15 protein-coding genes are annotated in these 15,436 nt (G+C 63.2%); 11 read left to right on the forward strand and 4 right to left on the reverse strand.

Translation table 11 applies throughout. The features are described from left to right. The first annotated feature begins 26 nt into the window (after window positions 1-26). Both nagZ and V1261_RS04060 read left to right on the forward strand, forming a co-directional pair. Window positions 27-1,115, forward strand: a complete 1,089-nt coding sequence (gene nagZ / locus V1261_RS04055; protein WP_329770168.1) for a beta-N-acetylhexosaminidase — start codon at window positions 27-29, stop codon at window positions 1,113-1,115. An 82-nt stretch (window positions 1,116-1,197) separates the two neighbouring features. Then, window positions 1,198-2,481 (forward strand): RsmB/NOP family class I SAM-dependent RNA methyltransferase, encoded by a 1,284-nt coding sequence (locus tag V1261_RS04060; RefSeq protein WP_329770169.1) that lies wholly within the window; start codon window positions 1,198-1,200, stop codon window positions 2,479-2,481. 117 nt (window positions 2,482-2,598) lie between these two features. Here V1261_RS04060 and rpmG read toward each other — a convergent pair whose 3' ends face one another. From rpmG to trxB, 3 genes are all read right to left on the reverse strand, one after another. After that, window positions 2,599-2,769, reverse strand: coding sequence for a 50S ribosomal protein L33 (rpmG, locus tag V1261_RS04065; RefSeq protein ID WP_329770170.1), 171 nt, complete (start codon window positions 2,767-2,769; stop codon window positions 2,599-2,601). 29 nt (window positions 2,770-2,798) lie between these two features. Further along, on the reverse strand, window positions 2,799-3,032 hold the full coding sequence (rpmB, locus tag V1261_RS04070; protein WP_329770171.1) for a 50S ribosomal protein L28: 234 nt from the start codon (window positions 3,030-3,032) through the stop codon (window positions 2,799-2,801). 255 nt (window positions 3,033-3,287) lie between these two features. Then, window positions 3,288-4,244: a thioredoxin-disulfide reductase gene (gene trxB, locus V1261_RS04075; protein ID WP_329770172.1), complete on the reverse strand. Its 957-nt coding sequence runs from the start codon at window positions 4,242-4,244 to the stop codon at window positions 3,288-3,290. A gap of 225 nt (window positions 4,245-4,469) precedes the next feature. Here trxB and V1261_RS04080 point away from each other — a divergent pair, with 225 nt between their 5' ends. The 9 genes from V1261_RS04080 (at window position 4,470) to V1261_RS04120 (ending at window position 14,270) form a co-directional block, all read left to right on the forward strand. Then, on the forward strand, window positions 4,470-5,144 hold the full coding sequence (locus V1261_RS04080) for a Crp/Fnr family transcriptional regulator (protein WP_329770173.1): 675 nt from the start codon (window positions 4,470-4,472) through the stop codon (window positions 5,142-5,144). Window positions 5,145-5,166: 22 nt separating this feature from the next. After that, on the forward strand, window positions 5,167-7,542 hold the full coding sequence (locus V1261_RS04085) for a DNA translocase FtsK (RefSeq protein ID WP_329770174.1): 2,376 nt from the start codon (window positions 5,167-5,169) through the stop codon (window positions 7,540-7,542). Between the two features lie 232 nt (window positions 7,543-7,774). Next, window positions 7,775-8,461: an outer membrane lipoprotein periplasmic chaperone LolA gene (lolA, locus tag V1261_RS04090; RefSeq protein ID WP_329770175.1), complete on the forward strand. Its 687-nt coding sequence runs from the start codon at window positions 7,775-7,777 to the stop codon at window positions 8,459-8,461. Between the two features lie 154 nt (window positions 8,462-8,615). Continuing rightward, window positions 8,616-9,920 (forward strand): replication-associated recombination protein A, encoded by a 1,305-nt coding sequence (locus V1261_RS04095; protein ID WP_329770176.1) that lies wholly within the window; start codon window positions 8,616-8,618, stop codon window positions 9,918-9,920. A 196-nt stretch (window positions 9,921-10,116) separates the two neighbouring features. Next, entirely contained in the window at window positions 10,117-11,046 is a 930-nt protein-coding gene (locus V1261_RS04100) for a branched-chain amino acid ABC transporter permease (RefSeq protein WP_329770177.1), read from the forward strand. 13 nt (window positions 11,047-11,059) lie between these two features. Then, window positions 11,060-12,256, forward strand: a complete 1,197-nt coding sequence (locus V1261_RS04105) for an ABC transporter permease subunit (protein ID WP_329770178.1) — start codon at window positions 11,060-11,062, stop codon at window positions 12,254-12,256. Window positions 12,257-12,268: 12 nt separating this feature from the next. Further along, window positions 12,269-13,039, forward strand: coding sequence for an ABC transporter ATP-binding protein (locus V1261_RS04110; protein ID WP_329770179.1), 771 nt, complete (start codon window positions 12,269-12,271; stop codon window positions 13,037-13,039). A 13-nt stretch (window positions 13,040-13,052) separates the two neighbouring features. Further along, on the forward strand, window positions 13,053-13,769 hold the full coding sequence (locus tag V1261_RS04115; RefSeq protein ID WP_329770180.1) for an ABC transporter ATP-binding protein: 717 nt from the start codon (window positions 13,053-13,055) through the stop codon (window positions 13,767-13,769). A 99-nt stretch (window positions 13,770-13,868) separates the two neighbouring features. After that, window positions 13,869-14,270, forward strand: a complete 402-nt coding sequence (locus V1261_RS04120) for a VOC family protein (protein WP_329770181.1) — start codon at window positions 13,869-13,871, stop codon at window positions 14,268-14,270. A gap of 15 nt (window positions 14,271-14,285) precedes the next feature. Here the strand turns inward: V1261_RS04120 and V1261_RS04125 are convergent, their stop codons facing one another. Continuing rightward, a complete protein-coding gene (locus tag V1261_RS04125; protein WP_329770182.1) occupies window positions 14,286-15,335 on the reverse strand; it encodes a CDP-6-deoxy-delta-3,4-glucoseen reductase in 1,050 nt (349 codons plus the stop codon). Between the last annotated feature and the right edge of the window lie 101 nt (window positions 15,336-15,436).

The raw sequence follows: 15,436 nt of genomic DNA on the forward strand, positions 1-15,436 counted from the left end.
TCTGTTTTTTTCCGAGACCGTCCGCCATGCATCCCCTGATCATCGATATTGCCGGCACCCACCTGGACGCTGCCGACCGTGAACGCCTGCAACACCCGCTGGTGGGTGGCCTGATCTACTTTGGCCGCAACTGGGAAAGCCGTGCGCAGATCAGCGCCCTGAGCGCCGAGATCAAGTCGATCCGGCCCGATATCCTGATCGCGGTCGATCACGAAGGCGGCCGCGTGCAGCGTTTCCGCACCGATGGCTTCACCCGCCTGCCGCCCATGCGCGCGCTGGGCGAACTGTGGCGCCAGGGGCAGGGCGGCAAGCGCCGCCTCAATAAGCAGGCGCAGCATGCCAGCCAGGTGGCGACCGCCTGTGGCTACGTGCTGGCCTCCGAGCTGCGCGCCTGCGGCATCGATTTCAGCTTTACCCCGGTGCTCGATCTCGACTACGGCGAAAGCAGCGTGATCGGTGATCGCGCCTTTGATGCCGATCCGCACCTGGTGACGCAGCTATCGCAAAGCCTGATGCTCGGCCTGCTGCAGGCCGGCATGGGCAACTGCGGCAAGCACTTCCCGGGTCACGGCTACGTCAAGGCCGATTCGCACGTGGCGATTCCGGTCGACAAGCGCAGCCTGAAGCGCATCCTGAAGGACGATGTGCGTCCCTATGGCTGGCTCAACAACACGCTGACCGCCGTCATGCCGGCCCACGTGATCTACCCCAAGGTCGATGCGCGTCCGGCCGGTTTCAGCGCTACCTGGATCCAGGACATCCTGCGTGGCGAGCTGGATTTCCGGGGCGCCGTGATCAGCGATGACCTGAGCATGCAGGGCGCACGCCAGATGCAGGGCCGCACGCTCACGCATGGCGAAGCCGCCGTGGCCGCGATTCGCGCCGGCTGTGACCTGGTGCTGCTGTGCAATCAGAGCCTGGATGGCGGCGAAGCACTCGATGCCGCCATGGCGCACGTCAGCGAAGCCGTGGTCAAGCAGCAGCTGTTGCTGGACGAAGCCAGCGAGCTGCGCCGCCGCGCCCTGTTGCCGACCGGCCCGGCACCGGACTGGGACGAATTGATGTGCAGCAGCGCCTACATGCAGGCGCTGGACTTGCTGTCCGAGCTGTTCTGAACCCAAGCGGGCAGGGCACCAGACCTGCCTGATCCGAATTTTCCGGCCCGAAGCGTATCGGGCCCTGACTGAGAGAGTTTCCATGCATCCCAAAGCCCTGCTGGACCATGCTGCCACCCTGGTAGGCCAGATCCTGCGTTTTGACCATCCAGCCGACGCCATCGTGTCGCGCTATTTCCGCGAGCATCGTGAACTCGGTTCTCGCGAGCGCGCCACGCTGACCGAAACCGTCTACCAGGTGCTGCGCCGCAAGCCGTATTTCGAGCTGCTGGCCCGCAGCGGCAGTGGTGCGCGCGAGCGTCGCCTAGCGATCCTGGGGCTGGCTGCACCGGCCGATTTCGTCCAGGGCGCGATCCAGCCGCAGGAAAAGGAATGGCTGGCGGCCTGCCAGCAGATTACGGATGAGCAGCTGCTGCCGATCCACCGCCACAACCTGCCCAACTGGCTGGCCGATGCGCTGCAGCAGCAGCTGGGTGCCGAGCGCTTCCAGCAGCTGGCCGACAGCCTGCTGCAGGGCGCACCGCTGGATCTGCGTGTCAACGCCCTCAAGGCCAAGCGGCCCGATGTGCTCAAGGCGCTGGCGCAGGAGCAGCTGCAGGCCGAAGCCACGCGTTTCTCGCCCTGGGGCATACGCCTGCGCGAACGCCCGGCGCTGACACGACTGGAGTTGTTCAAGGAGGGCGCTTTCGAGGTGCAGGATGAGGGCTCGCAGTTGCTGGCACTGCTGCTGGATGCACGCCGTGGCGAGATGGTGGTGGACTTCTGTGCCGGTGCCGGCGGCAAGACACTGGCACTGGGTGCAGAAATGCGCAACACTGGCCGCCTGTACGCATTTGACGTGTCGGCACACCGGCTGGAAAAGCTCAAGCCGCGTCTGGCACGCAGCGGCCTGAGCAACGTGCATCCGGCCGCCATCGCGCACGAACGCGACGAGCGCATCAAGCGCCTCAGCGGCAAGATCGATCGCGTGCTGGTTGATGCCCCATGCTCCGGCCTGGGCACGCTGCGCCGCAGCCCGGACCTGAAATGGCGCCAGTCCGAGCAGACGGTGCAGGAACTGGTCGCGAAACAGACTGCCATCCTGGCCAGCGCCGCGCGCCTGGTCAAGTCCGGCGGCCGTCTGGTCTATGCCACCTGCAGCGTGCTGCCACAGGAGAACGACCAGATCGCCGAAGCCTTCAGTCAGGCCAATCCTGGGTTCAAGCCGCTGAATGTGGTGGAGCTGCTGGCGCAGCGCAAGGTCGAGCAGGCCGAGCTGCTGGGCAGTCCGGAGCAGGGCGAGACCGAAGCTGGGCGCTATCTGCGCCTGTGGCCGGACCTGCACGACATGGACGGCTTCTTTGCTGCTGTCTGGCAGAAGGCCTGAGTCTGCAACAGCAGCTCTCACGGCACCTGCGGGTGCCGTTTTTTGGCCCCAGGGCTGGCGTACAGACGCAAAAAAGCCCGCTGGAGCGGGCTTCTTGGGTACAGGGAAAAAGCCGGATTAACGCAGCTTGATTTCCTTGTATTCGACGTGCTTGCGAGCCTTCGGATCAAATTTCATGATCGTCATTTTCTCGGGCATGGTCTTCTTGTTCTTGGTCGTGGTGTAGAAGTGGCCGGTACCCGCAGTGGATTCCAGCTTGATCTTTTCGCGTCCGCCTTTGCTTGCCATGATGATGTCCTTTCAGTCAGTGTTGTGGATCAGGCCTGGCCACGGGCACGCATGTCGGCGAGCACGGAGTCGATGCCATTCTTGTCGATCAGGCGCAGGGCGGCGTTGGTCACGCGCAGGCGCACCCAGCGGTTTTCGCTCTCTACCCAGAAACGGCGAGACTGCAGGTTGGGCAGGAAACGACGCTTGGTCTTGTTGTTGGCGTGGGAAACATGGTTGCCCACTTGCGGGCCCTTGCCCGTGACTTCACATTTGCGTGCCATTGAAGCACTCCTTTGACTGTGGTTGTTGCAATAACAGGGCCGACAACGCTGGCCGATCCTGCACCTCGCCTGCGGCATGCAAAGGCCTAGAAAACCCCTGTATGCCTGCTTGCAGGCGGTTTATTTGAGAAACTAGCCAATCGGCTGTTTCGCAAAACCTCGGATTATAGAACAAAAACTGTTTTTCGTGAAGGACTTGCACCATGCAACAGGGCAGCCGAAGCTGCCCTGCGCGGTTCTTGCCACAGATCCGGATCAGCCCTGGTGCTGCTCCAGGAAGCGCTGGGCGTCCAGCGCCGCCATGCAGCCGGTACCGGCGCTGGTGATGGCCTGGCGGTAGATATGGTCCTGCACGTCGCCGGCCGCGAACACGCCTGGCACGCTGGTTTGCGTGGCAAAGCCCTGCTGGCCGCCCTGGGTGATCAGGTAGCCATCCTGCATGGCCAGCTTGTCCTTGAAGATGTCGGTATTGGGTGAATGGCCAATGGCGATGAAGCAGCCATGCACGGGTATCTCCTCGGTGCTCTCGTCCTTGGTGCTGCGGATGCGCACGCCGGTCACGCCGCTGGCATCGCCCAGCACTTCCTCGAGCGTGGCAAACAGCTTCAGCTCGATCTTGCCGGCTTGCACCTTGTCCATCAGCTTGTCGACCAGGATCGCTTCGGCACGGAAGCTGTCCCGGCGATGGATCAGCGTGACCTTGCGGGCAATGTTGCTCAGATACAACGCTTCTTCCACGGCGGTGTTGCCGCCGCCCACCACGCAGACATCCTGGTCGCGGTAGAAGAAACCGTCACAGGTAGCGCAGGCGCTGACGCCGCGGCCCATGAAGGCTTCTTCGGACGGCAGACCGATGTAGCGCGCCGAGGCACCCGTGGCAATGATCAGCGTGTCGCAGGTGTAGCTGCCGCTGTCGCCAGTCAGGGTGAACGGGCGCTGGCCCAGTTCCACCGTGTGGATATGGTCGAACTGGATGGTGGCGTTGAAGCGCTGTGCGTGCTCCAGGAAGCGCTGCATCAGTTCCGGGCCTTGTACGCCATGCACGTCTGCCGGCCAGTTGTCCACATCGGTGGTGGTCATCAGTTGGCCGCCCTGGGCCATGCCGGTGATCAGCAGCGGTTGCAGGTTGGCGCGCGCAGCGTAGATCGCGGCAGAATAGCCGGCTGGGCCGGAGCCCAGGATCAGGACTTTGGCGTGCGTCGGAGTCGTCATGGCGTGTATCCTTTCTTGTTGGCAGGGGTCAATGCACTGCAGTGTAGCCGTTTGCCGATAGGGCAGAGGGCAAGCGGATATGTACAAAACAGAGCATTTCGTGTGAAGCATCGTGCACGATCGGTCAGTAATGGACAATTCCCCTGCAGTATCCATGATTTATGTCATGCTATTAGGGCAAAATGGCAGCTACCGGCATGACCGGCTAGCCAGGGAAAGGACGAGATGACCATTGTTTCCAATCTGGATCTGATCCGCAGGGTTCCCCTGTTCAGTGACTTGACTACGACACAAACCAGCGTGCTGTACGCCAACATCGGAAAAAAGCGCTTCAAGCGCGGTGAAAACATTGTGGAAGAGGGCCGTATCTCCGGCACCCTCTACATGATCCTGTCCGGCCGGGCGCGCGTCCTGCTGCAGGATCACCGTGGGCGCGAGGTCATCATGGCCACGCTGGAGGTGGGTGACTGCATCGGCGAAATGAGCCTGATCGACGGCGAGCCGCATTCCGCCACGGTACGTGCCGAGGTGCAGACCGACGTGCTCACGCTGGATCGCGACGCCTTCCTCAACAGCCTGCGCGAGAACTCCAGCATGGCCGAGGCGGTCATGCGGGGCCTGGTGCGCCGCCTGCGCAAGGCCGACAAGCAGATCGAGTCGCTGGCGCTGATGGATGTCTATGGCCGCGTGCAGACGGTACTGATCGACATGACGGAAACCGATGCCGACGGCAGCATGGTGTTGCGCCAGAAGGTATCGCGCCAGGACGTGGCCAAGATGGTTGGCGCCTCGCGCGAGATGGTCAGCCGCGTGATGAAACACTTTGAGGAAGATGGCACGCTGGTTGAGCGTCCGGATGGCAGCTTCGTGCTGACCCCGCGCAGCCAGCAGGCAGACTGAAGACGGCTGCCAAGGAAGTTGAATGGCATACCTGATTCGCAATACCCAGACTGAACCCGCCCCCGTAGACGACAAGCCGCTGGTCCCCGCCTTTTTCCGGCGTTTCAGCCAGGAGACCGTGCTGTTTGTCGGCCTGCTGCTGCTGGTATTCTGGCTGGCCGCCCTGGTCAGCCACGATACCGCTGACCCTGCCTGGAGCACCACCGGCGTCTATTCCGAGCCGCGCAACTGGCTTGGCCATGCCGGCGCCTGGGTCGCCGACATCAGCTATTTCCTGCTGGGCCGCTCGGTCTGGCTGCTGTTCCTGGCGCTGTTTGCCGGCTGGGTGCGCCTGTTCCGCAGCTGGATCCGCGGCCAGATGCTGCCCGAGGTGGCAGGCGTAGCGCAGGCAGACAACATCGGCTGGCGTCAGCGCTGGCTGGGCTGGTTTGACCAGCGCCTGGTCTGGTGGCTGGCCCTGCTGGTGTTGTTGGCGTCGGCCGCTGGCCTGGAATGGAGCCGCCTGTATGCCGGTGCAGCCTCGCTGCCGGGGGGCGCTGGCGGCATGCTGGGCAGCTTTGTCGGCCCGCTGATGCAGTCTTTCCTGGGCGGGCTGGGTTCCGGCGTGCTGGGCATCGTGCTGCTGGTAGCGGCGTTTGCCTGGGTGTTCCGCTTCTCCTGGGGCCAGGTGTCGCAGCAGATCGGTGCCTGGATCGAGCAGCGCATCGATGCCGCGCGTACCCGTCGTGAAGTGGCGGCAGATGTGGCAGCCGGCCAGGAAGCCGCCCGCCAGCGCGAAGTCGAGGTCGAGCAGGAGCTGGAACAGGTGCGCGAGAACCATCCGATTCCGGTGGCCGTCGACATGCCGGTACGACCGCTGGCGGCCGAGCCCAGTGTGCGTGTTGCCAAGGAGCGCCAGAAGCCGCTGTTTACCGAACTGCCTGACAGCACGCTGCCACAGATCAGCCTGCTGGACGAAGCGCCGGCCAACCGTGAAGCGATCCCGCACGAGACGCTGGAAATGACCAGCCGCCTGATCGAAAAGAAACTCAAGGACTTTGGCGTGGAGGTGCGCGTGGTGGCGGCCAAGCCGGGCCCGGTGGTCACGCGCTACGAGATGGAGCCGGCGACCGGCGTCAAGGGCTCGCAGATCGTCAACCTGGCCAAGGACCTGGCGCGTTCGCTGAGTCTGGTGTCGATCCGCGTGGTCGAGAACATTCCGGGCAAGAACCTGATGGCGCTGGAGTTGCCGAATGCGCGTCGCCAGACTATCCATCTGAGCGAGGTGCTGGGCTCCAACGCCTACCACGACGGCAAGTCGCTGCTGACGGTCGGCCTGGGCAAGGACATCGTCGGTACGCCGATCGTGGCTGACCTGGCCAAGATGCCGCACGTGATGGTGGCCGGTACCACCGGCTCCGGCAAGTCGGTCGGCATCAACGCCATGATCCTGAGCCTGCTCTACAAGGCATCGCCCGAGCAAGTGCGCCTGCTGATGATCGACCCCAAGATGCTGGAAATGTCGGTCTACGAAGACATTCCGCACCTGATTGCGCCGGTCGTGACTGACATGCGCCAGGCCGCCCACGGCCTGAACTGGTGCGTCGGCGAGATGGAGCGTCGCTACAAGCTGATGAGCAAGATGGGCGTGCGCAACCTGGCGGGCTACAACGCCAAGATCGAGGAGGCCAAGGCCCGTGAGGAGCTGATCCCGAACCCGTTCAGCCTGACGCCCGATTCGCCTGAGCCGCTGGAGCGCCTGCCGTATCTGGTGGTGGTGATCGACGAGCTGGCCGACCTGATGATGGTGGTCGGCAAGAAGATCGAGGAGTTGATTGCGCGTCTGGCGCAGAAGGCGCGTGCTGCCGGCATCCACCTGATCCTGGCGACGCAGCGCCCGAGCGTGGACGTGATCACCGGCCTGATCAAGGCCAACATCCCGACGCGTATCGCCTTCCAGGTATCGAGCAAGATCGACAGCCGCACCATTTTGGACCAGATGGGTGCCGAAAGCCTGCTGGGCATGGGTGACATGCTTTACCTGCCGTCGGGCCAAGGCATGCCGACGCGCGTGCACGGCGCCTTTGTCAGCGATGACGAAGTGCACCGCGTCGTGACCTTCCTGAAGGAGCACGGCGAGCCCAACTACATCGAGGGCGTGCTGGAAGGCGGTACCGTCGATGGCGAGGAGGGCGGTGCCGATGGCCAGGGTGGTGGCGAGCAGGATCCGATGTACGACCAGGCCGTCGAAGTGGTGCTGAAGAAGCGCAAGGCCAGCATCTCGCTGGTGCAGCGTGAACTGCGCATCGGCTACAACCGCGCTGCCCGCCTGCTGGAGGATATGGAGCGTGCTGGCCTGGTCAGCAGCCTGTCCAGCAGCGGCCAGCGCGACATCCTGGTGCCGAATCGCGACGAATAAACGTCAGCTTTCTGTCCTTGTTTTGTAACAAGTCCCTGTGCGGTGGCAAGACCGGCAGGGACTTGCGCCGTTAGCTGTTACATTTTCTGCCATGGCAGGACTTTTGCAACGCTTGCACCTGAACTCCTGCCCGTTTCCCCCTCTAAACTGACAGCAAGACCTGAAGCAGCCCGTCTGCAGATGCACGGCATGGGGCCGTGTGGCAGGTCAGCCTACGAAGGAGAAATCGCTGATGTTCAAGCAAGAAACCGCCAAATCCGTGCAGCCCGCTGCCGCTTCCCGTCGCCGTTCGCTGCTGGGAGCTGCATCCGTCCTGGCCGTGGGTCTGGCTGGCTGGAGTGGCGCCGCCCATGCGGATGGCCTGTCCACGCTCGACAGCTACATCAAGAACAGCAAGTCCGGTCAGGCCACTTTTACCCAGACCGTGACCAATGTGAACAAGAAAGGCACGGCACGCCAGAGCTCCGGCACCTTCAGCTTCAAGCGACCGGGCCAGTTCCGTTTCGATTACACCAAGCCGTTCAAGCAGACCATCGTCGCTGATGGCAAGACGCTGTGGATGTACGACGCCGGCCTGAACCAGGTGACGCAGCGCAGCCAGGCCCAGGTGCTGGACGCCACGCCGGCCGCCCTGGTGGCCTCGGCGACCAGCCTGAAGTCGCTGCAGACGCATTACAAGCTGGAAAATGCGACCGGGCAGGGTGGCCTGGAGTGGGTGCGCGCCACGCCCAAGGCCCAGGACGGCCAGATCAAGAACGTGATGATCGGTTTCCAGGGCAAGGACCTGCGTTCGCTGGTGATCCTGGACAACTTCGGCCAGCGTTCCGATATCCAGTTTCAGAACTTTGGCAGCAAGCTGCCGGCCAATGTCAGCTTCAACTTCAAGCCGCCGGCTGGTGCCGACGTGCTGAAGCAGTAAGCACGGCATGATCCTGCCCGTAGTGGCAGGCAATACGGGTAACATGCAGGCATGATGATGCGTCTGATGGCCTGCAATCCCGAATCCCACAGCCCTGTCTGCCTGCCGGCGCACAGGGCTGTGCTGTTGCTGTCTCTTGTGCAGGAGGATGCCCATGGCTGACCTGTTCTCGCAGGATCCGATCCCGCCGCTGGCCGAGGCGCTGCGGCCGAAAACGCTGGACGAGGTGATCGGCCAGACCCATTTGCTGGGTGAAGGCAAGCCGCTGCGGCTGGCCTTCCTGTCGGGCAAGCCGCACTCGATGATCTTCTGGGGCCCGCCCGGCGTGGGCAAGACCACGCTGGCGCGCCTGACGGCGACGGCGTTTGACTGCGCCTTTATCGCGCTGTCGGCGGTGTTTTCTGGCGTCAAGGACATCCGTGCCGCCATGGAGCAGGCCGAGCAGAATCTGGCGCAGGGCCGCCACACCATCCTGTTCGTGGACGAGATCCACCGCTTCAACAAGTCGCAGCAGGACGCCTTGCTGCCCTATGCCGAAAGCGGCCTGGTTACCTTTATCGGTGCCACCACAGAAAACCCCTCATTTGAGGTCAACTCGGCACTGCTGTCACGGGCGCAGGTCTATGTGCTCAAGTCGCTCACCGATGAGGAGCTGCGCCAGCTGCTGCAGCGCGCGCAGGCCATGGCGCTGGGTGAGCTGCAGTTTGACGAACTGGCGGTGGATACCCTGATCGGCTATGCCGATGGTGATGCGCGCCGCTTCCTGAACCTGCTGGAGCAGTGCCAGACGGCTGCGCACACCACTGGCGTGCAGCAGATCGAGGCCGCCTTTATCGAAAACGCGCTGACGCTGAATGCGCGCCGCTTTGACAAGGGCGGCGACAACTTCTACGACCAGATTTCGGCGCTGCACAAGTCGGTGCGAGGTTCCAGTCCCGATGCCGCACTCTACTGGCTGACGCGCATGCTGGATGGCGGCGCCGATCCGCGCTACCTGTCGCGCCGCATCATCCGCATGGCCTGGGAAGACATCGGCCTGGCCGATCCGCGCGCCATGCAGATCGCCAACGACGCCGCGCTGACCTACGAACGCCTCGGCAGCCCGGAAGGGGAGCTAGCGCTGGCGCAGGCGGTGATTTATCTGGCGATAGCCGCCAAGAGCAATGCCGGCTACAAGGCCTATAACCAGGCGCGCGCCTTCGTCAAGCAGGACAAGAGCCGCGAGGTGCCGGTGCATCTGCGCAATGCGCCCACCAAACTCATGAAAGAACTGGGCCATGGTCGTGCCTACCGCTATGCGCATGACGAACCGCATGCCTATGCCGCCGGCGAGCACTATCTGCCTGATGACATGGCCGATCCCGGCTGGTACCAGCCGGTGCCGCGCGGGCTGGAACTGCGCATTGGCGAGAAGCTGGCGCAGCTGAAACGCTGGGACGAAGAGGCCGGCAAGCCCTGATTTCAGGGATGACAGATCAGGGAATCCCCCACGCAAAACAGTCGGGAGCGTACGATCGTGCTTGCTACAATCGTTTGCCGCTGCTCGCTGGGTAAGGATTTGCAACAGGGCTGGCGGTACCGCGACAGGTGTCACACGCACCGGTTATAGAGGTAGCGCACACCGTTGCCGGTCAGATCAGGGGAGAACCCAGACGATGGAAATCTTGTTGCAACAGATCATCAATGGTCTGGTCCTGGGGAGCATGTACGCGCTGGTCGCCCTTGGCTACACCATGGTGTACGGCATCATCAACCTGATCAACTTTGCGCACGGCGAAGTGCTGATGATTGGCGCGCTCACCAGCTGGACGATTGTCGGTCTGATCCAGGAAAGCATGCCGGGCCTGCCAGGCTGGATGGTGCTGCTGATTGCCATGCTGGTGGCCTGCGTGGTGGCTGCCGTGCTCAACTTCAGCATCGAGAAAATTGCCTACCGGCCGCTGCGCAACAGCCCGCGGCTGGCACCGCTGATCACCGCCATTGGCATGAGCATCCTGCTGCAGACGCTGGCCATGATCATCTGGAAGCCCAACTACAAGTCCTACCCGACGCTGCTGGCGGCCGAGCCGTTCCAGGTCGCCGGAGCTGTCATCACCGTGACCCAGGTGATGGTGCTGGGCGTGACCGCCATCTGCCTGTCGGTGCTGCTCTACGTGGTACACCGCACCAGCCTGGGCCGTGCCATGCGTGCCACCGCCGAAAATCCGAGCGTGGCCTCGCTGATGGGGGTCAAGCCCGATACCGTGATTTCTGCCACCTTCATCATCGGCGCCGTGCTGGCCGCCGTGGCCGGCGTCATGTTTGCCGCCAACTACGGCACAGTGCAGCACACCATGGGCTTTCTGCCGGGCCTGAAGGCGTTTACCGCCGCGGTGCTGGGCGGCATTGGCAACCTCGGCGGAGCCGTGGTTGGCGGCCTGTTGCTGGGCCTGATCGAATCGATCGGCTCCGGCTACCTGGGTGTGCTGACCGGCGGCGTGCTGGGCAGCCATTACACCGACATCCTGGGCTTCCTGGTGCTGGTGCTGATCCTGATCCTGCGCCCGTCCGGCCTGCTGGGCGAACGCGTGGCCGACCGCGTCTGACCGGGAGAACCGCATGACATCGAGCAAGAGCAAACTGTTTGTCTTCCTGCTGGCGGCGATTGGCCTGCTGGTACTGCCGCTGGTGCTGCAGCAGTTCGGCAACGCCTGGGTGCGCATCGCCGACCTGGCGCTGCTGTACATCATGCTGGCGCTGGGCCTGAATATCGTGGTCGGCTACGCCGGCCTGCTGGATCTGGGCTATGTGGCGTTTTATGCCGTGGGTGCCTACCTGTTCGCGCTACTGGCTTCGCCGCATCTGCTCGGCACCTTTCCACAGCTGGTGGCGGTGTTTCCCAACGGCATGCACTTGCCGCTCTGGGCGGTGATTCCGCTGGCGGCGGCGCTGGCCGGCATTGTCGGTGTGCTGTTGGGCTACCCGCTGCTCAAGCTGCGCGGTGATTACCTGGCCATCGTTACGCTGGGCTTTGGCGAGATCATCCGTATCTTCATGAACAACCTGGATGCGCCGGTCAATATCACCAACGGGCCCAAGGGCATCGGCCAGATCGATCCGGTCACCGTGGCCGGCCATTCGCTGTCGCGTTCGCTCGATATCGGCGGTTTTACCGTGGCTTCGGTCAGCCTGTACTACTACCTGTTCCTGGTGCTGGTGGTGCTGACGGTGGTGGTCTGCTACCGCCTGCAGGACTCGCGTATCGGCCGCGCCTGGATGGCGATCCGCGAAGACCAGACGGCGGCGCAGGCGATGGGCCTGAACACGCGCAACCTCAAGCTGCTGGCCTTCGGCATGGGGGCCACTTTTGGTGGCATTTCCGGTGCCATGTTTGCCAGCTTCCAGGGCTTTGTCTCGCCCGAATCCTTCAGCCTGATGGAGTCGATCATGATCGTCGCCATGGTGGTGCTCGGTGGCCTGGGCCACCTGCCGGGCGTGATCCTGGGCGCAGTGTTGCTGTCGGCACTGCCCGAGGTGCTGCGCTATGTGGCGCACCCGTTGCAGGCCATGACCGATGGTCGCCTGGATCCGGCGATCCTGCGCCAGCTGCTGATTGCACTGGCCATGATCTCGGTGATGCTGCTGCGTCCGCGCGGTCTGTGGCCTTCGCCCGAGCATGGCAAGTCGGCCAGCCGCAAGGTGGGTGCCAGCAAGGCCCAGCCGGTGACGGCCCAGCAGAACCCGCCTGGCGTCGACTCGCCCGCCGATGCCGTTCCCGGCACTACTACGGTCCGCCAGGACAGCGTCAACCCCTGAGGCGGAAACAGCATGAGCACGACGATTCTCGAAGTCCGCAATGTGTCCAAGCGCTTTGGCGGCCTGCAGGCGCTGAGCGAGGTCAAGCTGCATATCGAGCAGGGCCAGGTCTACGGCCTGATCGGTCCCAACGGCGCCGGCAAGACGACCTTTTTCAACGTCATCACCGGCCTGTATACGCCGGATAGTGGCAGCTTTGAACTGGCCGGCAAGGCCTACGAGCCGACGGCGGTACACAAGGTGGCCCAGGCTGGCATCGCTCGGACCTTCCAGAACATCCGCCTGTTTGCCGAGATGACGGCGCTGGAAAACGTGATGGTGGGGCGCCATGTGCGTACCCATTCCGGCGTGCTGGGTGCCATCTTCCAGACACGCGCCTTCCGTGCCGAGGAAGCCGCCATCCGCGAGCGTGCACAGGAACTGCTGGACTATGTCGGCATTGGCCAATATGCGGATTTCCGTGCGCGTACGCTGAGTTATGGCGATCAGCGCCGGCTGGAGATTGCCCGCGCGCTGGCGACCGAGCCGCAGCTGATCGCGCTCGACGAGCCGGCAGCCGGCATGAACGCCACCGAAAAAGTGCAGCTGCGCGAGCTGATCGACCGCATCCGCAAGGACAACCGCACCATCCTGCTGATCGAGCACGACGTGAAGCTGGTCATGGGCTTGTGCGACCGCGTGACGGTGCTGGACTATGGCAAGGTGATCGCCGAAGGCACGCCGGCGCAGGTGCAGAAGGACGAGAAGGTGATCGAGGCCTATCTGGGCACCGGGCAGCATTGAGGCAGAACACAGCATGAGCAAAACCCTGTTGAAAATCAGTGGACTGGAAGTGGCCTACGGCGGCATCAATGCGGTCAAGGGCATCGACCTGGAAGTGCGCGAGGGCGAACTGGTCTCGCTGATCGGCTCCAACGGTGCCGGCAAGACCACCACCATGAAGGCGATCACCGGGCTGCAGCCGGTGCGCAACGGCGATATCCAGTTCCTGGGCAAGAGCATCCGCGGCAAGGGCGCCTGGGATATTGCCCGGGCAGGGCTGGTGATGATTCCGGAAGGACGCGGCATCTTCACGCGCATGAGCATCATCGAGAACCTGCAGATGGGCGCCTTCCTGCGCAAGGACAAGGCCGCCGTGGCACAGGATATGGAGCGCATGCTGGAGTTGTTCCCGCGGCTGAAGGAACGCCGTGCCCAATTGGCCGGCACCATGTCCGGCGGCGAGCAGCAGATGCTGGCGATGGCGCGTGGCCTGATGGCACGTCCGCGCCTGTTGCTGCTGGATGAGCCATCCATGGGCTTGTCACCGATCATGGTGGACAAGATCTTCGAGGTGGTGCAGGACGTGCACCAGCGCGGCATGACGCTGTTGCTGGTGGAACAGAACGCCAGCCGTGCGCTGTCGATTGCCGATCGCGGCTACGTGATGGAGTCGGGCGTGATGACCATGCAGGGCGAGGCAGGCAGCATGCTGGAGGATCCGCGCGTGCGTGCAGCCTATCTGGGCGAGTAAACTGGCTTGCGGGACTATTTCACGTTTTTTGGATGTTTATTTCCGCATGAAACATGTGTGATGGCGTAATGATCATTGCTTCCGGCAACAATTTCAGATATGCCGGATCCCCTGATTACCAGCACCAGGCCATTTGAGTGCCTGGATTTTTATACCCGAGTGCTCAAGCTGCAGCATGTTCCGAACCTGGAGCTCGATGCCTGCATGGCACAGGCGTATGCTGGCTATGTATTCCGATTGAGCCCGGGCAGCATCCAGCTGGTCGAAGTCCAGCGACAGCTTGCCGAAAATAGCGTTGATGCGCACATGAACCCTGTGATGCAGGAGTTCTACTTCCTGGCGTCCCAGCCGGTGTCCGCGATTTCTACCCGCCTGCAGCGCGAAGGCTGGGTCAACTTCCAGGGACCGGTGCTGTACGAGGGCAGAATCAGTGGCTTGCGCATCCTGCGCGTGCTGGATCCTGACGGTAACCGCTTGAGGCTGGTCGAGCTCTGCTACTGAACCAGCCGCTATTACTCAGGCTTGCGGATCCGCCTTGTCCTTCAGCGAGGTAAAGGCATCGGCAAAGAAGTTGTCCGGATCCAGCTGGTGGCTGGCAATGGCGCGTTCCTTGGCGGCATCCACCATGGCGGGAGCGCCACAGGCATAGAGCTGGGCATCGCGCATGTCCGGGTTCTCCTGCAGCATCACGTCCAGCGCCAGGCCACTCAGGCCGGTCCAGCCGTCTTCCGGCAGGGCATCGGAAATCACCGGCACATAGCGTACCTGCGGATGGCGCGCGCAATAGTCCGTGATCCAGTCGTGCATGTAGACGTCGGCCGGGCGGCGCGCGCCCCAGTAGAGCACTGCATGGCGCTGGCTGCCGGTGTGTGCCATGTGTTCCAGCATGGCCTTGATCGGGGCAAAGCCGGTGCCGGAGGCCAGAAAGATCAGCGGGCCCTGGCCGTCTTCTTCGCGCAGGTGGAAGCTGCCGAACGGACCTTCGATGCGCAGGATTTCCTTTTCCTTCATGCCGTCGAACACATGGTCGGTGAACTTGCCGCCGGGCATGTGGCGCACATGCAGATCGACACGCGGCTGCGCCGGATCGATGTCCTGCGGGGCGGTGGCCATGGAATAGCTGCGGCGCTGGCCATCGGCCAGCAGGAAATCGATGTACTGGCCGGCGTGGTATTGCAGCGGTGCATTGGTCGGCAACTGCAGGGTGATCTGCATCACGTCATCGGCCAGGCGCGCCAGGCCCATCACGCGCGCCGGCATCTTGCGCACCGGGAAAGCGCCGGCTGCCGTCACCTGGCGCGATTCCAGCACCAGGTCGGACTGCGGTACGGCACGGCAGGCCAGCACCATGCCGGCTGCCAGTTCGGCCTCGGACAGGGCTTTTTCCTGATAGGGGTGGTGCGTGACCTCGCCGCTGATCTTCTTGCACTTGCAGGAGCCACAGGCACCATCCTTGCAGCCATAGGGCAGGCCGATGGTCAGACGGATGCCGGCTTCGAGCACGGTTTCGCCGTCCAGAACCTCAAACTGGCGGCCGCTGGGCTGGATATGGACCTGGTATCCCATGGGAGGTGTTCTCCTGCAAAAATCGGATGGAAAAGGGCGGCTCCACGCGGGAGCCATCATGCTCTATTGTCCTGTATCTTGGGGCTCCCTGATCGGTGCAG

Source organism: Brachymonas sp. J145, from assembly GCF_036312245.1.
GTDB classification, from domain to species: Bacteria; Pseudomonadota; Gammaproteobacteria; order Burkholderiales; family Burkholderiaceae_C; genus Brachymonas; species Brachymonas wangyanguii.